The organism is Serratia sp. JSRIV001 (assembly GCF_019968745.1).
Lineage (GTDB): Bacteria > Pseudomonadota > Gammaproteobacteria > Enterobacterales > Enterobacteriaceae > Chania > Chania fonticola_B.
In genome coordinates this window covers 340,196-358,216 of the sequence record NZ_CP074147.1, presented here as the reverse complement: position 1 = coordinate 358,216, position 18,021 = coordinate 340,196, and the positions used below count along the sequence as shown (strand labels likewise).

Sequence of the window (18,021 nt, the reverse complement as noted above, 5' to 3'; positions counted from 1 at the left end):
TGGAGCACCTGATGAATATTTTAATTATTGGCAACGGCGGGCGTGAACATGCGCTGGCCTGGAAAGCGGCCCAATCGCCATTGGCAGACAAGGTTTACGTGGCCCCGGGTAATGCGGGTACCGCATTGGAAAGCAATCTGACCAACGTCGATATCGCCCCAACAGATATCCCGGCGCTGGTTGCCTTTGCCAAGGATAATGCCATCGATCTGACCATCGTTGGCCCGGAAGCGCCGCTGGTGATCGGCGTGGTAGATGCCTTCAAGGCCGCCGGGTTGAAAATCTTTGGCCCGTCACAGGCCGCAGCACAGCTTGAAGGCTCCAAAGCCTTTACCAAGGATTTCCTGGCTCGCCACGCTATCCCAAGCGCTGCCTACCAGAACTTTACCGAAGTGGAACCTGCCTTGGCCTACGTACGCAGCCAAGGCGCGCCGATTGTTATCAAGGCAGACGGCCTGGCGGCAGGCAAAGGCGTGATCGTCGCGATGACGTTACAGGAAGCCGAGGACGCCATTCAAGATATGCTGGCAGGTAATGCGTTTGGCGACGCCGGGCATCGCATCGTGATCGAGGAGTTCCTGACAGGCGAAGAAGCCAGCTTTATCGTCATGGTCGATGGCGAGAACGTGGTGCCAATGGCCACCAGCCAGGATCATAAACGTGTCGGTGACGGCGATACTGGCCCGAATACCGGCGGCATGGGGGCCTACTCGCCAGCGCCAGTGGTGACGGATGAAATCCACCAGCGCGTAATGGACCAGGTGATCTGGCCAACCGTGCGCGGCATGGCGGCTGAAGGCAACACCTATGTCGGCTTCCTGTACGCTGGCCTGATGATTGCTGAGGATGGTCAACCCAAGGTGATCGAATTCAACTGCCGCTTTGGCGACCCGGAAACTCAGCCGATCATGCTGCGCCTGCGCTCCGATCTGGTTGAACTCTGCCTGGCTGGGGCCGAAGGCAAGCTGGATGAGATGACTTCCGAGTGGGATGAACGCCCTGCTCTCGGCGTGGTGTTGGCGGCTGGCGGCTATCCTGCGGATTATCGCCAAGGGGATGTGATCCACGGCTTGCCTCAGCAAGAAGATGCCAATGGCAAAGTGTTCCATGCCGGAACGCGTATGCAAGGAAATGACGTCGTGACCAACGGCGGGCGGGTGCTATGCGTTACGGCTTTGGGCACAACGGTGGCTCAGGCTCAGCAGTTAGCCTATCAGCTAGCGGAAGGTATTCAGTGGCAAGACAGTTTCTGCCGCAAGGATATCGGCTACCGCGCTATCGCACGCGAGCAATAACTACTCTTTAAGATACCAGCAGGCTCTGTTCGCAGGGCCTTTTTTATGCGCTAAAGGGTGTCTTTGGTGGGTTCCCAACTACAGAAGTCATTATTTGCCACCAATAACAGCTCACGACCTTCCGGCCCATCCAACCAGGCTACGTTCACTGGCTGACTGCTGTTGGCCGCACGCCGCATGATCCACTCTTCAGCCTGTTGGTCCAAACCCGGCTTCACGACTTCGCCGTTGCACAGCTTCACCGCGCCTTGCTGCCAGTGCCCTTGTAACAGCCGTACTCGACCGGCATTTAGCGCATCGCTCAATTCCAGTATCCGCCGTGCCTGATATTGATAGAGCACAACTTCATCGTTGGAGAGTTTCTGGCGCTGAGTGGCCAGTTGGCGCTGCATAAAGCTGACGGTACCGTTGGCGGTGAAACGCAGTTGAATAGAGTCGCGATCGCCATCCGCATCGTTGCGTTTGATTTGGTACAACACGCCGCGTTGATATTCATACAACGTTGTGACGGTACCCGGCCCGCGATAAGGGCTGTAGACACTCAACAGCACCACTGGCCGCTGCTGGCCGTCATCTATCCGCCACACCCGCATTACCCCTTGATCGGCCACAAAGCCGCTGGCGGTAAAGGTTGGCGGGGCTGAACGGAAACTACAAGCACTCAAGGCAGCAACAACCGTAACCGCCATGAGTGCCCGTTGAATAAACAAAAGGGGCGCCAACGCCCCCCTGTTTAAACCTTTCTGGAACACGCGATTAAGACTTGACCGCGTCTTTCAGTGCTTTGCCAGAAACGAACGCAGGCACGTTAGCTGCTGCGATTTTGATTTCTTTACCAGTCTGTGGGTTGCGGCCAGTGCGCTCGCTACGATGGTTTACCTTGAAAGTACCGAAACCAACCAATTGTACTGCATCACCTTCTTTCAGGGACTCAGTAATGGCAGCCAGGGTAGATTCCAGAGCCAGCTTAGCTTGAGCCTTGGAAAGGTCAGCCTTCTCTGCGATTACGTCAATCAGTTGAGTCTTGTTCATAAGTTATCCTTACAGTGTGTTTATCGTTTGCAAAGCATCGAGTGCGACGGATATGCCGATGGACAGCACTCTCCTGCATACACGCACCGATAGCCACTTTTTTTTCGCCCCCCAAATGTAGACCAGACAGGGTGCGGATGTGAAGCCTTAAGGCACGACAAATCAGACGTTAAATCACGTTTTCTTGCCTTATTGCGTTAAATTTATCCCAATGTTACTCACCGCGGCCTCTCGCAGGTCAGATCGTAACCCTTTGATCAGATCCAGATCGCGCTCTTCACAGGCGGCCAACAGGCGGAAAATCTCCCATTGAATGTCCCATTCTTCCTCAACGGCAGGCAGAATTTTCAGCTCTTCGTCGGTCATTTCTTTGCCAGCCTGGGTCATTTCCAACATCGCCACGGTGCGAATTGAGGTTTCGCTGATGGCAATGGCGTGCTCCAACGTCTCTCCGCTGAGGCGCGAATGGATCAATTCCCCTAATGCGATGCAGGCATCGATCGCTGGGTAAACGCCATAAAGATCGTAATCTTCTGCCGACGGGATCGCCTCTTCCAACTTTTCCAGCTGGCTGTCAAAGTTGACCTTGGCGTCTTTCACCACCAGCGTTTCCCAGACCAAGTCCAGGATACGGCGATAAACGGCCGGGTCGCCAAATTCCGTCTGCAGGCAGAACATCTGGTAATTCGGGTACATACGCTCGCACAGGCAGGCCATAAAGGTCAAATGCTGCCAGCTTTCCAGCTTTTCCAGGCGTAAATGAATCGGGTTACGTAGCATTGTCTACTCTCTTACTCATTATCTGCCGCGCAGTGTACCCGAAATCGCTCATTACGACACCTCTGGATGCTGCTGTAACCAGCGTACAAAGGCCGGACGGCGTGAGGCAATGGCATCGGCCCAACGCGTGGGCTCCGGCAAGCGGTAGCCTGCCATGCAGCGTTGCACCCAGGCCAAGGCGCTGTCGGTGCTCACGCGATGGCCCGTGGCGATAAATAACGGATTACAGCGCTCTTTGCTGCGCCATACCCATCCCAGTTGTTCGCCCTTGTCCTCCAGCGCGGCCAGCGAGCCAACGGTAGCGTCCAGCGGGGAAAATTTACCACATAAACGCTTCTTGGCCACACCAATGGTCGGCACGTTGACCAGCAGGCCAAAGTGGCTGGCAACCCCCAGGCGTCTTGGATGGGAAATGCCATGGCCATCGACAAAGATTAGGTCGGGCTTCTGTTGCAGTTGCTTCCAGGCGGCGATCAGCGCAGGGTACTCGCGAAACGAGAGAAATCCGGGGATATAGGGCATGGTGGTGCTGATACGGGCGATCTGATACTCCACCAGCTCGAGTGAAGGATAGCGTAGGATAGCAATGGCGGCGCGTGTTACCGCGCCTTCTTGTTCAAAACCGACGTCCGCACCGGCGATAAACGCCGGAGGGTCTTGCAGAAAATCATCGTGACGAATGACTTCCCCGGCGCGCCTTAGCTGTTCGGCGCGCAGAGCCTGAGTATCGATCACAGCGTCTCCTTACGGTTTAGCGGTGGTATTTGGCCGACAGCGCATGCACCGCTTCAACGAAGGCCCCGGCATGTTCCGGTGGCACATCTTGATGAATACCGTGGCCAAGGTTGAATACATGGCCTTCGCCCTGACCAAAACCAGCCAGAATGGTCTCCACTTCCTGTGCGATGCGTTCCGGTGCGGCATACAGCATGGAAGGATCCATATTCCCCTGCAGCGCGACTTTATCGCCCACACGGCGGCGCGCATCGGCAATATCGGTGGTCCAATCCAGGCCCAACGCATCGCAACCGGTGGCCGCCATTGCTTCCAGCCACTGGCCGCCGCCTTTGGTAAACAGCGTCACCGGCACCTGGCGCCCGTCATTTTCACGCAGCAGGCCATCAACGATTTTATGCATATAGTGCAGTGAGAATTCGCGATAATCACGGCCCGTCAACACGCCGCCCCAGGTATCGAATACCATTACAGACTGCGCCCCGGCCTTGATCTGGGCATTGAGATACAGGATCACGCTGTCCGCCAGCTTATCCAGCAGCAAATGCAGCGTCTGCGGCTCGGCGTACATCATTTTCTTCAGCTTGGTGAATGCCTTGCTGCTGCCGCCTTCGACCATATAGGTCGCCAACGTCCATGGGCTGCCGGAGAAACCGATCAGTGGCACTTCACCCTTCAATTCACGGCGGATGGTACGCACCGCGTTCATGACATAGCCCAGCTCGTCTTCCGGATCAAATGCAGGCAGCTTCTCTACGTCGGCACGGCAGGTGATTGGCGAAGAAAAACGCGGACCTTCCCCGGTTTCGAAATAGAGCCCAAGCCCCATGGCATCGGGAATGGTGAGAATGTCGGAGAACAGGATGGCGGCGTCCAGCGCATAACGGCGCAGGGGCTGTAATGTCACCTCACAGGCCAGTTCGGCATTTTTGCACAGCGACATGAAATCCCCGGCCTGAGCACGGGTGGCTTTGTACTCTGGCAAATAACGACCGGCCTGGCGCATCATCCATACAGGGGTGAGATCCACCGGCTGGCGCAGCAGCGCACGCAGATAGCGATCGTTCTTCAACTCATTCATTTCTTGGGCTCCCTTGATTATCTGCCGCCATTGTACCTTATTCTGCCCGACACAGCGCCACGGTGTCCTCGATCAGGCGGCGCGCCACGGTACCAGGCGGTGGCAGCAGCGGCAGTTGGTCATAGCGATACCAGCCCGCATTGAGCAACTCTTTCGGATCGTGGCGCAGTTCACCGCCCTGATACTCGGCCATAAACGCCATCATCAGCGAATGAGGGAACGGCCAGGGTTGCGAAGTCACGTAACGCAGGTTGGTAATGGCGATATTACTTTCTTCCATCACCTCGCGCGCTACGGCCTGCTCCAGGGTTTCCCCCACCTCCACAAACCCCGCCAGCACGGTATGGATCCCCCCACGGTGGCGCACATGCTGTGCCAGCAGGATCTCATCATTGCGGCGGATAGCGACAATGACGCAAGGGGCAATCTGCGGGTAATAGCGTTCGCGGCAGTTGTCGCACAGACAAGCGCTTTCGGTGCGGCTAAGGTGCATCTCATGACCGCAGTAGCCACAGAACCGGTGCGAGCGATAAAAGTCGGCCAGCTGTACGCCGCGCCCGGCCAGTTGGAACAGGCCGCGATCGAGACTGAGCAGTTGCCGCACCGATCCCATCTCTTTCGGCATCGGCTGGCGCACCAGCCAGACCGGTGCCCCCTCCCATTCGCCAATTTGACGAGCCGGTCGGCCTTGCAAGGAAAATAATGCGGCAGAACCAAACGGCAATTCACCGTTTGGTAACCAAATTTTGCTTTCATGGCTGACGATCCACCAGCCATTTTCGTTACCCGTTAATGCAAGTTCCATATGTTGTTGCACAACCTCTGCTTCACTGGCAATCTAGGAATGCTCTTTGTTACATTTTATTAACTTACCACTTTTTCTTTCTCTTACACACGGAGTCAACCATGCTCAACCGATTGGAAAGCCTGACTCAGCGCGTTGGTGGCAGTAACGAATTAGTCGATCAATGGTTGCAGGCACGCAAACAGCTACTGGTGGCCTACTGCAGTTTAGTCGGCATTAAACCCAACAAAGAAAAGCATACGCCGCTCAATGAAAAAGCGCTGGAGAACTTTTGCCAGAATCTGGTGGATTATCTCTCTGCCGGGCATTTTCACATTTATGACAAAATTATCAAACAAGTGGAAGGATCCGCCAGCCCCAAAATGGCGCTAGCCACCAAGTTCTACCCAAAATTACAGGCCAATACCGAAGCCGTGATGGCGTTCCACGACCGCTACACCGAAGTCGTTATCGATCAGGACGTGTGTGAAGAACTCAATCAGGCGCTGTCAGATATCGGCGAAGCCCTGGCATCACGTTTCGCCTTGGAAGATCAGTTGATCCAGCTGGCGGCAGAAACCTGGCAGCAGGGCCAACCGGGCCCCACGAACACTGAATCTATGTCTCATCCAGCCTAATTATCCCCCCATAGATTTCAAGCCGTAGCTAGGCAGCCAACAACGCTACGGCCTGAAAGATGATGGGGGATGGCTTGTAGTTTTTGTTTACCCTCTTATACTGAGGGCTCTTGTCGGAGTGCCTAGCGCTGATTTTTCATTAAATTGGCCAGGCTGAGACCGTTAATTCGGGATCCGCGGAACCTGATCGGGTTAATACCCGCGAAGGGAACAAGAGTAATCTATCGCCATAGGCAAGATGCTCCCGCCAGGGGCTGTGCCTGCCTTACCGGCTACCATCATTACTCCCTCCGAGCTCCAGACAAGCAATTTTCCACACATCACTACACTGATAGGAATTTGCTATGTCTACCGTGAACCAACCTCGTGCCCGTAAACAGCAGCGTGACCAAGCGCAAGATTTTATCGACTCTCTGCAAGGCGTTACCTTCCCTAACTCACAGCGGATCTATCTCGCAGGGTCGCGCAGCGATATTCAGGTACCCATGCGTGAGATCCAGCTCAGCCCGACGCTGATTGGCGGCAACAAAGACCAGCCCCAATATGAACAGAACGAAGCCATTCCGGTGTATGACACCGCAGGTCCGTATGGCGATCCGCAAGCGTTGATCGACGTACATCGTGGCTTGGCCAAGGTACGAGCGAACTGGATCGCCGAACGTGCCGATACCGAAGCGTTAAGCGGCGTCAGTTCCGGCTTCACCCAACAACGACTGGCGGATGTTGGGTTAGACCATCTGCGCTTTGAGCACCTGCCGCTGCCCCGCAAAGCCCTGCCGGGTAAATGCGTTACGCAATTGCATTACGCTCGCGCCGGTATTGTCACCCCAGAGATGGAATTTATCGCCATTCGCGAAAATATGGGCCGTGAGCGCATTCGTGGTGAAGTGCTGCGCCACCAGCATCCCGGCCAAAGCTGGGGCGCCAATCTACCGGAAAATATCACGCCGGAATTTGTGCGCCAGGAAGTGGCCGCTGGCCGCGCCATCATCCCCGCCAACATCAACCACCCGGAATCCGAGCCGATGATTATTGGTCGTAATTTCCTGGTGAAGGTGAATGCCAATATCGGCAACTCGGCGGTCACCTCTTCGATCGAAGAGGAGGTCGAGAAGCTGGTGTGGTCAACCCGCTGGGGCGCTGACACCGTGATGGATCTCTCCACGGGCCGTTATATCCACGAAACCCGTGAATGGATCCTGCGTAACAGCCCGGTGCCGATTGGTACGGTGCCGATCTATCAGGCGCTGGAAAAAGTGAACGGCGTAGCGGAGAACCTGACCTGGGAAATGTTCCGCGATACCCTGCTGGAACAGGCTGAGCAAGGCGTCGATTACTTCACCATTCACGCCGGGGTGTTGCTGCGCTATGTGCCGATGACCGCCAAACGCCTGACCGGCATTGTCTCCCGTGGCGGCTCGATCATGGCGAAGTGGTGCCTGTCGCATCATCAGGAAAACTTCCTCTATCAGCACTTCCGCGAGATCTGCGAAATTTGCGCCGCTTACGATGTCTCGCTGTCACTCGGCGACGGCCTGCGTCCAGGCTCGATCCAGGATGCCAATGACGAAGCACAATTCGCTGAACTGCATACGCTGGGTGAACTGACCAAGATTGCCTGGGAATATGACGTACAGGTGATGATCGAAGGCCCAGGCCACGTGCCGATGCAGATGATCCGCCGCAACATGACCGAGGAGCTGGAACATTGCCATGAAGCACCGTTCTACACGCTGGGGCCATTGACCACCGATATCGCACCGGGTTACGACCATTTCACCTCTGGGATCGGCGCGGCAATGATCGGCTGGTTCGGCTGTGCGATGCTTTGCTACGTGACGCCGAAGGAACATCTGGGGCTGCCTAACAAAGAAGACGTGAAACAGGGGCTGATCACTTACAAGATCGCCGCTCACGCCGCCGACTTGGCAAAAGGCCATCCGGGCGCACAGATCCGCGATAACGCCATGTCCAAGGCGCGCTTTGAGTTCCGTTGGGAAGATCAGTTCAACCTGGCGCTGGATCCACAAACCGCCCGCGCCTATCACGACGAAACGCTGCCGCAAGAATCCGGCAAGATCGCCCACTTCTGCTCCATGTGTGGGCCGAAGTTCTGCTCCATGAAAATCTCCCAGGAAGTGCGTGACTATGCTGCCGCACAGGAAGCCGCCAAGCCGATCAAAGTGCAACTGACCGGGATGGAGAAAATGTCGGCTGAATTCCGCTCACGCGGCAGCGAGCTCTACCACAGCGCGGCCAATTTGCAGGAGGAGATAAATAATGACTAACCTCACCTCTCCCTTCCCTGCAACACCGCACAGGCTGGGTTTATACCCGGTTGTCGACAGCGTTGAATGGATCGCCCGCCTGCTGGAGGCAGGCGTTACCACCATCCAACTACGCATCAAAGATCTGCCAGACGAGCAAGTGGAGGCGGACATTGCCGCCGCCATCGCTCTTGGCAAGCGCTATCAGGCCCGGCTGTTTATCAATGATTATTGGCGGTTGGCGATTAAGCATGATGCCTACGGCGTCCACCTGGGGCAGGAAGATTTGGACACCACCGATCTAGCAGCTATCCATCGTGCAGGATTGCGCTTGGGCGTTTCCACCCATGACGATGCCGAGCTGGCGCGGGCGATCGCCGTCAAACCTTCCTATATCGCACTGGGACATATCTTCCCAACGCAAACCAAGGAGATGCCCTCTGAACCGCAAGGTTTGGCCGAGTTGCAACGCCACGTCGCCGGATTACAGCAGTATCCAACCGTAGCCATTGGCGGGATCAGCATCGAGCGCGTCCCCGCCGTGCTGGCTTGCGGGGTTGGCAGCGTGGCGGTGGTCAGCGCCATCACCCAGGCACCAGACTGGCGCGCCGCTACGGCAACGCTGCTGCAACTGATTGAAGGCAAGGAGTCGCGCGATGCTCAATGACCAAGAGTTCTTGCGCTACAGCCGGCAGCTACTGCTGGAAGATGTCGGTCCCGAGGGGCAGGAAAAGCTGAAACAAGCCACGGTGCTGATCGTCGGGTTGGGGGGATTAGGCTCTCCGGCGGCGCTATATCTCGCTGCCGCTGGCGTTGGTATCTTGCTGTTGGCCGATGATGACCAGCTACACCTCACCAATCTGCAACGGCAAATTCTGTACCGCACTGGTGATATCGCCGCCAACAAGGCTCAGTTGGCAAAGCACCACTTGCAAGCACTGAACCCTCTGGTGGAGTCGATCGCGCTGGAGCAACGCCTGCAAGGGGCTACGCTGAGCGATGCGGTCGCCCGTGCCGATCTGGTGCTCGATTGCAGCGACAACATGGCCACCCGTCATGCGGTGAATGCCGCCTGCATCCAAGCCAGCGTGCCGTTGATCAGCGGCAGCGCGGTAGGGTTCAGCGGCCAGTTGCTGGTTATCGAGCCGCCGTATGCCCACGGCTGCTATGCCTGCCTCTACCCGGAACAAACCGAACCGCAGCGCAACTGCCGCACGGCGGGTGTGCTCGGCCCGGTCGTCGGTGTGATCGGAACGCTGCAGGCGCTGGAAGCGATAAAAATGCTGGCTGGGTTACCCTCCTCCCTTAGCGGCAAGCTGCGCCTGTTCGACGGTAAGCAGCAAAGCTGGAGCACCCTGCAATTGAGCAAAGCCAGTACCTGCCCCCTCTGCGGAGAGCCAGCATGAAGATCACCCTCAACGATCAACCGCTAGAGCTGGAGCAGCCGTTAAGCATTGGCGCATTGCTCGAACGGCTGGAACGCCACCAGCCAGGCAGCGCATTGGCGATCAACCAGGTCATCATTCCACGCAGCGACTGGGCCACCCGTCAGGTGCAGGACGGTGATGACATCTTGCTGTTTCAAGCGATTGCCGGAGGCTGACATGCTGCAAATCGCCGATACCACCTTTACCTCACGCCTGTTTACCGGCACGGGGAAATTCGCCACGCCCGAGTTAATGCTGGCTGCGCTACAAGCCTCCGGCTCACAACTGGTCACTATGGCGATGAAACGCGTCGACCTGCGCGGCGGGAATGACGCCATTCTGGCACCGCTACAACGGTTGGGCGTGAAATTACTCCCCAACACTTCAGGGGCAAAAACGGCAGATGAGGCGGTGTTTGCCGCCCGCCTGGCGCGTGAAGCTCTGGGGACTCACTGGGTCAAACTGGAAATTCACCCAGAGGTGAAGTACCTGCTGCCAGATCCGATCGAAACGCTCAAGGCGGCGGAAACCCTGGTCAAACAGGGCTTTGTGGTGCTGCCTTACTGCGGTGCCGATCCGGTACTGTGTAAGCGGCTGGAAGAAGCGGGTTGTGCCGCCGTGATGCCACTCGGCGCGCCGATCGGTTCTAACCGTGGCTTACTGACCCGTGATTTCCTTGAGATCATTATTGAACAGGCCAAAGTGCCGGTAGTCATTGATGCCGGGATCGGTGCCCCAAGCCATGCGTTAGAGGCGATAGAACTGGGAGCCGATGCGGTACTGGTCAATACCGCCATCGCCGTGGCGCGGGATCCGGTGCAAATGGCCCGTGCTTTCCGGCTGGCACTGGAGGCCGGAGAGTTAGCACGCAACTCAGGGCTAGGCAGCCGCCAGTCTATCGCCGCCGCATCCAGCCCGCTGACGGCGTTCCTCAGTCATTCAGAGGAGACACGCTGATGGCCAGTGATTTTAGCGAGCGCCTGCTCGGGTGGGATTGGGATGACCTGACGCTGCGTATTAACAGCAAAACGGCGCGTGACGTTGAGCAGGCACTGAATAGCCCCAAGCTGACGCGGGAGGATTTTATGGCGCTTATCTCCCCTGCCGCCGCTCCCTATCTGGAGCCCCTGGCGCAACGAGCACAGCAGCTCACCCGCCAGCGTTTCGGTAACGTGGTGAGCTTCTATGTGCCGTTATATCTTTCTAACCTGTGTGCCAACGATTGTACCTACTGCGGCTTTTCGATGAGTAACCACCTCAAGCGCAAAACGCTGGATGCGGCAGAGATCGAACGGGAATGCGCGGCTATCAAAGCATTAGGATTTGAGCACCTGCTGCTGGTGACCGGAGAACATCAGCGCAAAGTCGGCATGGATTATTTCCGCCAGCATCTGCCCGCCATTCGCCATCATTTCAGTTCGCTGATGATGGAGGTGCAACCTCTGGCACAACAAGACTACGCCGAGCTGAAAACCCTTGGGCTGGACGGTGTGTTGGTCTATCAGGAAACCTATCATCCCGCGACCTATCAGCAGCACCATCTGCGTGGCCAGAAACAGGATTTTCATTGGCGGTTGAGTACACCGGATCGTCTGGGGCGCGCCGGGATCGACAAGATCGGGCTAGGGGCGCTGATTGGGCTTTCCAGCAGTTGGCGCACGGACTGCTATCTGCTGGCAGAGCATCTGTTTTACCTGCAACAGACTTACTGGCAGAGCCGTTACTCGATCTCGTTCCCTCGCCTGCGGCCCTGTGCCGGGGGTATTGAGCCGGCCTCGATCATGAGTGAACCGCAACTGGTACAGTTGATCTGTGCTTTCCGGTTATTCGCTCCTGACGTGGAGCTTTCATTATCTACACGAGAGTCGGCCTTCTTCCGCGACCATATGATCCCGGTAGCCATCAACAGCGTCAGTGCCGGTTCCAAAACCCAGCCGGGTGGTTATGCCGACGATGTGCCGCCAGAGCTGGAACAGTTCGAACCGCACGACAGCCGAACGCCGCAGCAGGTGGCACAGGCAATCGGTGCCGCGGGGCTACAGCCGGTGTGGAAAGATTGGGATGATTATCTGGGACGCGCTACGCAACTGCCTGCAACGGTTACACCATCAAGCCAATAGGTCTGGAAACACTGCGCAAAGCCGCCAAGGCAAGCTGGCAGGGAAAAATGGCCTGGTTATAGTGGCGGTGTTGGCAAGCGTTCCTAAGCCAACCAAGGTTATCTCCCCCTCTTGATAACCTTGCTTACCAAACGCCGGAGCGTGCGGGGACTGGCCGCACGCTTCCGGTTCCTCTGCTTTATTCGGCCGTCTGGGGTTTCATACGCAGACCTACAATGGCCGAAAGCAAACATCCCAGCGCCAGATAGGCAGCAACCAGATGCCAGGAGCCGTCCATCAACTCCACCAGCAACACGGCAATAAACGGCGTGAAGCCCCCGCCGACCACGCTGGCGACCTGATAACCCACTCCAGCACCGCTATAACGGTATGCCGTGCCGAACAGTTCGGTAAACATCGGCTGCTGCACGCTGACCAGCATGTCGTGCGCCATATTTCCCAGCATGATGGCAAAGAAGATAATCATCACCGTATTACGGCTCTCGAGCGCCATGAAAAACGGTACCGTGCTGGCAACACCAATCAATGCTCCCGTCACGTAGATCCGCCGTCTGCCAAAGCTATCGGCCAAATAGGCAAAGCAAGGGATCGAGACACAGCTCACCGCTCCCACCAACAAGCCGATATTCAGGAACAGATCCCGTGACAGGCCAAGATGGGTGGTCGAGTAGTTCATGGCAAAGGCCGTGACGATATACATCGTCAGCAGTTCGCCAAAGCGTAGGGCAATGATCAACAAGAAGGCTTTGGGATTCTGGCGCAGTGCCTCAAAGATTGGGAACTTGCGGATTTTCTCGGCCCGTTCGTGCAGCGTTTTATTGGCTTCAAACTCCTGCGACTCGTCCATGCCGTTACGGATCCACCAGGCAATGGCGACCAGCACCAGGCTGAACAGGAACGGCAAACGCCAGCCCCAGCTAATAAAGTCCGCATTGCTGGTGAAATGGCTGACCAGGGAAACCGAGCCGGTAGCCAACAGCAACCCGACGCCAAAACCAATCTGTACGCCGCTGCTGTAAAAGGCTTTTCTCTTCTTCGGCGCGCTTTCTACCGCCAGCAAGGCTGCACCGCCCCATTCGCCGCCCACGGCAAACCCTTGCACCGCTCGTAGCAGTACCAGCATCACCGGGGCCCACCAGCCGACTGAATCGAAAGAGGGCAACAGGCCAATCAACGCCGTAGAGATCCCCATCATCCAGACGGTGATCATCAGCATGCGCTTACGGCCCAGCTTATCGCCAAAGTGCCCGAATACCATGCCACCTAGCGGGCGAAACAGAAAACCGACGCCAAAGGTGCCAAAGGCGGCCAGCGTGCCCATCGTTGGGCTGACCTGCGGGAAAAACTCAGTGTTAAAGACTAAAGCGGCAACTATTCCGTACAGCAGGAAGTCGTACCAATCGACTACGGCGCCAACAAAGCTTCCCCAGGCGGCACGCCGCGCCCGGCTTTGAGAGTACTGGGTTGGTGAGGTTATTTCGCTGTTGGCAGCGCTGCTGCCACTGACTGAAGTTGAGGTGTCCATGCCTGTTCCGTTATTTTAACTTTACAGCACTGTACAACAAAAAGCCCCGGCTAGGATAGCCAGGGCTTTAGTCATTCACTGCAAAACGTACAGTCAGGGATCAGGTGACTTATTCGTCACTGCCACCCAGGTTGCCAGCGTTGAGCAATTCGGCCAGGTTGGCTGTCGCTTCTTCCGCACTCACCAGCGGAACAACCGGAGTTTCACCCAGAGCCTTACGGCGCATACGATCCTGATGATAAGCGTAACCGGTACCGGCTGGGATCAGACGGCCCACGATCACGTTCTCTTTCAGGCCGCGCAGTTCATCACGCTTACCGGCAACAGCCGCTTCGGTGAGAACGCGCGTCGTTTCCTGGAACGATGCAGCAGAGATGAAGGACTCGGTCGCCAAGGAAGCCTTGGTGATACCCAGCAGATCGCGTGAGAAGGTTGCTTCGATCTTGCCTTCAGCAGCAAGTTTACGGTTAGCAATCTTGACGCGTGATACTTCAGCCTGTTCGCCTTCCAGGAACTCGGTGCTACCAGCGCTAACGATGGTCCCTTTACGCAGCATCTGACGAACGATAACTTCGATGTGTTTATCGTTAATCTTAACGCCTTGCAGACGGTAAACTTCCTGCACTTCGTTGGTGATGTAGCGGGTAACAGCATGCACACCACGCAGACGCAGAATGTCATGTGGAGATTCTGGGCCGTCAGAAACAACGTCACCACGTTCCACAATTTCACCTTCGAACACGTTGAGCTGACGCCATTTAGGGATCATCTCTTCGTAAGCGTCGCTGCCGTCCAGTGGAGAGATTACCAGGCGACGTTTGCCTTTGGTCTCTTTACCGAACGAGATAATCCCGCTGATTTCAGCCAGGATTGCCGGCTCTTTCGGACGACGTGCTTCGAACAGATCCGCAACGCGTGGCAGACCACCGGTAATATCCTTGGTACCGCCGGATTCCTGAGGAATACGCGCCAGGGTATCACCCGCACCGATCTGAATGCCGTCTTCCAGCTGCACAATCGCTTTACCCGGCAGGAAGTATTGAGCAGGCATATCAGTACCTGGGATCAATACGTCGTCGCCTTTGGCATCAACGATTTTCAGTGCCGGACGCAGGTCTTTACCGCTACCGGTACGTTCTGCGCTGTCCAGTACCACCAGAGAAGACAAACCGGTCAGTTCGTCGGTCTGGCGAGTAATGGTCTGGCCGTCAACCATATCGGCGAAGCGAATGAAACCGCTCACCTCGGTCACAACCGGCATGGTGTGTGGATCCCAGTTAGCAACGGTTTCGCCGCCGTTAACTTCTGCACCATCACCTTTGCCCATTACGGCACCGTAAGGCACTTTGTAGCTTTCTTTGGTACGGCCGAATTCGTCGATCAGCTTCAGTTCGGTATTACGCGAGGTAATGACCAGCTTGCCTGAGGCGTTCATAACGAACTTCACGTTGCTCAGCTTCAGGTTACCTTTGTTCTTCACCTGGATGCTGGATTCTGCTGCCGCACGAGATGCCGCACCACCGATGTGGAACGTACGCATCGTCAGCTGTGTACCCGGCTCACCGATGGACTGGGCCGCGATAACGCCGATAGCTTCACCTTTGTTGATGATGTGGCCACGTGCCAGGTCGCGACCATAGCAGTTGGCGCACACGCCAAAGTCGGTTTCACAGCTAACTACGGAACGGACTTTAACGCTGTCGACAGAGTTCTCTTCCAACAGGTCACAGGTCTTCTCGTTCAGCAGGGTGTTACGTGGCACCAGGATGTCAGCCGTACCCGGCTTGATGACATCTTCAGCGGTCACACGACCCAGAACGCGTTCACGCAGTGGCTCTTTAACGTCACCACCTTCGATAACCGGAGTCATCATGATGCCGTTGTGAGTACCACAGTCGTCTTCGGTCACTACCAGGTCCTGCGCCACGTCAACCAGACGACGGGTCAGATAACCGGAGTTTGCCGTTTTCAGTGCGGTATCCGCCAAGCCTTTACGAGCACCGTGCGTGGAGATGAAGTACTGGAGTACGTTCAGACCTTCACGGAAGTTCGCTGTGATTGGCGTTTCGATGATGGAGCCATCTGGCTTGGCCATCAGGCCACGCATACCCGCCAACTGACGGATCTGAGCGGCAGAACCACGAGCACCGGAGTCGGCCATCATAAAGATGCTGTTGAAGGAAACTTGTTGTTCCACCACGCCGTCACGGTTAACCACGTCTTCAACCGACAGGTTTTCCATCATCGCTTTAGCAACACGTTCGTTCGCCGCAGCCCAGATATCGATCACTTTGTTGTAGCGTTCGCCCGCGGTAACCAGACCAGACTGGAACTGCTCCTGGATCTCGGCAACTTCGGTTTCCGCTTCTTCGATGATCTCTGCTTTCTTGGCTGGGATAACCATGTCATCGATACCTACGGATGCGCCTGAACGGGCAGCGTAAGCAAAACCGGTGTACATGATCTGGTCAGCGAAGATTACGGTCGGCTTCAGGCCCAGGATGCGGTAACAGGTGTTCAGCATCTTGGAGATCGCTTTCTTGCCCAGAGGCTGGTTAACGATCGAGTAAGGCAGACCTTGCGGTACGATCATCCACAGGATGGCGCGACCGATGGTGGTATCAATAATCGAAGTCTGGTGAACAGATTCACCTTCGGTATTCTTGATCTCTTCTGTAATACGCACTTTTACGCGTGCATGCAGAGAGGCCAGACCAGCGCGGTAAACGCGTTCAGCTTCTTTAGGACCCGTCAGAACCATGCCTTCGCCTTTGGCGTTAACACAGTCACGAGTCATATAGTACAGACCCAATACAACGTCCTGAGAAGGAACGATGATTGGCTCGCCGTTCGCTGGTGACAGGATGTTGTTGGTAGACATCATCAACGCACGCGCTTCCAGCTGGGCTTCCAGCGTCAACGGTACGTGAACAGCCATCTGGTCACCATCGAAGTCGGCGTTGTAGGCCGCACAAACCAGCGGGTGCAGCTGGATCGCTTTACCTTCGATCAGAACCGGTTCAAACGCCTGGATACCCAAACGGTGCAGGGTTGGTGCACGGTTCAGCAGTACCGGGTGTTCGCGGATCACTTCGTCCAGGATATCCCAAACGACAGCTTCTTCGCGCTCAACCATTTTCTTGGCGGCTTTGATCGTTGTGGCCAGGCCACGCAGTTCCAGCTTGCCGTAGATGAACGGTTTGAACAGCTCCAGTGCCATTTTCTTCGGCAGACCGCACTGATGCAGACGCAGGTATGGACCTACGGTGATAACAGAACGACCAGAGTAGTCAACACGTTTACCCAACAGGTTCTGACGGAAACGACCCTGCTTACCTTTGATCATGTCGGCCAAAGATTTCAGAGGACGCTTGTTGGAACCGGTGATAGCACGACCGCGACGGCCGTTATCCAGCAGGGCATCTACCGCTTCTTGCAGCATACGCTTTTCGTTGCGCACGATGATGTCAGGCGCAGCCAGATCCAGCAGGCGTTTCAGACGGTTGTTACGGTTGATCACGCGGCGGTACAGATCGTTCAGATCTGAAGTCGCGAAACGGCCACCATCCAGTGGAACCAATGGACGCAGATCTGGCGGCAGTACCGGCAGCACGGTCAGGATCATCCACTCTGGCTTGTTACCAGATTGCACGAACGCTTCCAGCAGCTTGATACGCTTGGTCAGCTTCTTACGCTTGGTTTCGGAGTTGGTTTCGTTCAGCTCTTCACGCAGCTGCTCACACTCGGCTTCCAGATCCATGTTTTTCAACAGGGCCTGAATAGCTTCCGCACCCATCTTGGCGTCGAATTCGTCACCAAACTCTTCCAGCGCATCCAGATACTGCTCTTCAGTCAGGATCTGACGACGCTCGAGGTTGGTCATACCGCCTTCGACTACCACGTAGGATTCGAAGTACAGTACACGTTCGATGTCACGCAGCGGCATATCCAGCAGCAAACCGATGCGCGAAGGCAGCGATTTCAGGAACCAGATGTGCGCAGTTGGGGAAGCCAGTTCGATGTGGCCCATACGCTCACGGCGTACTTTGGTCTGGGTCACTTCAACGCCGCACTTCTCACAGATCACGCCGCGGTGTTTCAAGCGCTTGTACTTACCGCACAGGCACTCGTAATCTTTTACCGGCCCAAAGATACGGGCGCAGAAAAGGCCGTCACGCTCAGGTTTGAACGTACGGTAGTTAATGGTTTCCGGCTTTTTAACTTCACCGAACGACCATGAACGGATCATGTCTGGCGATGCCAGAGCAATCTTGATCGCATCAAACTCTTCGGTCTTAGTTTGCGCTTTCAGAAACTTTAATAAGTCTTTCACGGAT

Annotated in this window: 16 protein-coding genes and 1 riboswitch; of the genes, 8 read left to right on the top strand and 8 right to left on the bottom strand. The window is 56.1% G+C overall.

From position 1 onward, the window contains the following. The first annotated feature begins 11 nt into the window (after positions 1-11). The gene (purD, locus tag KGP17_RS01555) at positions 12-1,295 is read left to right on the top strand and encodes a phosphoribosylamine--glycine ligase (RefSeq protein ID WP_209530483.1); all 1,284 of its coding nucleotides are present in this window, start codon (positions 12-14) and stop codon (positions 1,293-1,295) included. A 50-nt stretch (positions 1,296-1,345) separates the two neighbouring features. On the opposite strand, the gene KGP17_RS01550 is transcribed toward purD, so the two are convergent. From KGP17_RS01550 to nudC, 6 genes are all read right to left on the bottom strand, one after another. Beyond that, on the bottom strand, positions 1,346-1,984 hold the full coding sequence (locus KGP17_RS01550; protein WP_021808055.1) for a DUF1481 domain-containing protein: 639 nt from the start codon (positions 1,982-1,984) through the stop codon (positions 1,346-1,348). Positions 1,985-2,051: 67 nt separating this feature from the next. Then, positions 2,052-2,327, bottom strand: coding sequence for a nucleoid-associated protein HU-alpha (hupA, locus tag KGP17_RS01545; RefSeq protein ID WP_021182173.1), 276 nt, complete (start codon positions 2,325-2,327; stop codon positions 2,052-2,054). A 189-nt stretch (positions 2,328-2,516) separates the two neighbouring features. Next, positions 2,517-3,107, bottom strand: coding sequence for a YjaG family protein (locus KGP17_RS01540; RefSeq protein ID WP_021808056.1), 591 nt, complete (start codon positions 3,105-3,107; stop codon positions 2,517-2,519). Between the two features lie 51 nt (positions 3,108-3,158). Continuing rightward, positions 3,159-3,842, bottom strand: a complete 684-nt coding sequence (nfi, locus tag KGP17_RS01535; RefSeq protein ID WP_166733897.1) for a deoxyribonuclease V — start codon at positions 3,840-3,842, stop codon at positions 3,159-3,161. Positions 3,843-3,858: 16 nt separating this feature from the next. After that, a complete protein-coding gene (gene hemE / locus KGP17_RS01530; RefSeq protein WP_166733896.1) occupies positions 3,859-4,923 on the bottom strand; it encodes a uroporphyrinogen decarboxylase in 1,065 nt (354 codons plus the stop codon). A gap of 37 nt (positions 4,924-4,960) precedes the next feature. Then, positions 4,961-5,728 carry an NAD(+) diphosphatase gene (gene nudC / locus KGP17_RS01525; protein ID WP_059201909.1) on the bottom strand — a complete coding sequence of 256 codons (768 nt, stop codon included), beginning with the start codon at positions 5,726-5,728 and terminating at the stop codon, positions 4,961-4,963. Positions 5,729-5,829: 101 nt separating this feature from the next. Between nudC and KGP17_RS01520 the strand changes: the two genes are divergently transcribed. From KGP17_RS01520 to thiH, 7 genes are all read left to right on the top strand, one after another. Then, positions 5,830-6,345 (top strand): Rsd/AlgQ family anti-sigma factor, encoded by a 516-nt coding sequence (locus KGP17_RS01520; protein ID WP_021808060.1) that lies wholly within the window; start codon positions 5,830-5,832, stop codon positions 6,343-6,345. Between the two features lie 104 nt (positions 6,346-6,449). After that, positions 6,450-6,572: riboswitch (TPP riboswitch) on the top strand. Positions 6,573-6,689: 117 nt separating this feature from the next. Continuing rightward, positions 6,690-8,633 (top strand): phosphomethylpyrimidine synthase ThiC, encoded by a 1,944-nt coding sequence (gene thiC / locus KGP17_RS01515; protein ID WP_223498737.1) that lies wholly within the window; start codon positions 6,690-6,692, stop codon positions 8,631-8,633. Next, entirely contained in the window at positions 8,626-9,279 is a 654-nt protein-coding gene (gene thiE, locus KGP17_RS01510; RefSeq protein WP_059199054.1) for a thiamine phosphate synthase, read from the top strand. The genes thiC and thiE overlap by 8 nt, the downstream gene beginning before the upstream one ends. After that, the gene (locus KGP17_RS01505; RefSeq protein WP_071682781.1) at positions 9,269-10,018 is read left to right on the top strand and encodes a HesA/MoeB/ThiF family protein; all 750 of its coding nucleotides are present in this window, start codon (positions 9,269-9,271) and stop codon (positions 10,016-10,018) included. The genes thiE and KGP17_RS01505 overlap by 11 nt, the downstream gene beginning before the upstream one ends. Next, positions 10,015-10,215: a sulfur carrier protein ThiS gene (gene thiS, locus KGP17_RS01500; protein WP_021808064.1), complete on the top strand. Its 201-nt coding sequence runs from the start codon at positions 10,015-10,017 to the stop codon at positions 10,213-10,215. The genes KGP17_RS01505 and thiS overlap by 4 nt, the downstream gene beginning before the upstream one ends. A gap of 1 nt (position 10,216) precedes the next feature. After that, entirely contained in the window at positions 10,217-10,996 is a 780-nt protein-coding gene (locus tag KGP17_RS01495; protein WP_059199056.1) for a thiazole synthase, read from the top strand. Next, entirely contained in the window at positions 10,996-12,159 is a 1,164-nt protein-coding gene (gene thiH / locus KGP17_RS01490; protein WP_223498736.1) for a 2-iminoacetate synthase ThiH, read from the top strand. Before KGP17_RS01495 ends, thiH begins: the two co-directional genes overlap by 1 nt. 178 nt (positions 12,160-12,337) lie before the next feature. Here thiH and shiA read toward each other — a convergent pair whose 3' ends face one another. Next, positions 12,338-13,684 (bottom strand): shikimate transporter, encoded by a 1,347-nt coding sequence (gene shiA, locus KGP17_RS01485; protein WP_223498735.1) that lies wholly within the window; start codon positions 13,682-13,684, stop codon positions 12,338-12,340. A 109-nt stretch (positions 13,685-13,793) separates the two neighbouring features. Beyond that, positions 13,794-18,017 (bottom strand): DNA-directed RNA polymerase subunit beta', encoded by a 4,224-nt coding sequence (gene rpoC, locus KGP17_RS01480; RefSeq protein ID WP_021808068.1) that lies wholly within the window; start codon positions 18,015-18,017, stop codon positions 13,794-13,796. Between the last annotated feature and the right edge of the window lie 4 nt (positions 18,018-18,021).

Coding starts and splice junctions, on each gene's coding strand:
- thiC (WP_223498737.1), top strand. CDS start 6,690: ATGTCTACCGTGAACCAACCTCGTGCCCGTAAACAGCAGCGTGACCAA.
- thiH (WP_223498736.1), top strand. CDS start 10,996: ATGGCCAGTGATTTTAGCGAGCGCCTGCTCGGGTGGGATTGGGATGAC.
- purD (WP_209530483.1), top strand. CDS start 12: ATGAATATTTTAATTATTGGCAACGGCGGGCGTGAACATGCGCTGGCC.
- hemE (WP_166733896.1), bottom strand. CDS start 4,923: ATGAATGAGTTGAAGAACGATCGCTATCTGCGTGCGCTGCTGCGCCAG.
- KGP17_RS01540 (WP_021808056.1), bottom strand. CDS start 3,107: ATGCTACGTAACCCGATTCATTTACGCCTGGAAAAGCTGGAAAGCTGG.
- thiS (WP_021808064.1), top strand. CDS start 10,015: ATGAAGATCACCCTCAACGATCAACCGCTAGAGCTGGAGCAGCCGTTA.
- KGP17_RS01505 (WP_071682781.1), top strand. CDS start 9,269: ATGCTCAATGACCAAGAGTTCTTGCGCTACAGCCGGCAGCTACTGCTG.
- nudC (WP_059201909.1), bottom strand. CDS start 5,728: ATGGAACTTGCATTAACGGGTAACGAAAATGGCTGGTGGATCGTCAGC.
- KGP17_RS01550 (WP_021808055.1), bottom strand. CDS start 1,984: ATGGCGGTTACGGTTGTTGCTGCCTTGAGTGCTTGTAGTTTCCGTTCA.
- shiA (WP_223498735.1), bottom strand. CDS start 13,684: ATGGACACCTCAACTTCAGTCAGTGGCAGCAGCGCTGCCAACAGCGAA.
- hupA (WP_021182173.1), bottom strand. CDS start 2,327: ATGAACAAGACTCAACTGATTGACGTAATCGCAGAGAAGGCTGACCTT.
- thiE (WP_059199054.1), top strand. CDS start 8,626: ATGACTAACCTCACCTCTCCCTTCCCTGCAACACCGCACAGGCTGGGT.
- KGP17_RS01520 (WP_021808060.1), top strand. CDS start 5,830: ATGCTCAACCGATTGGAAAGCCTGACTCAGCGCGTTGGTGGCAGTAAC.
- KGP17_RS01495 (WP_059199056.1), top strand. CDS start 10,217: ATGCTGCAAATCGCCGATACCACCTTTACCTCACGCCTGTTTACCGGC.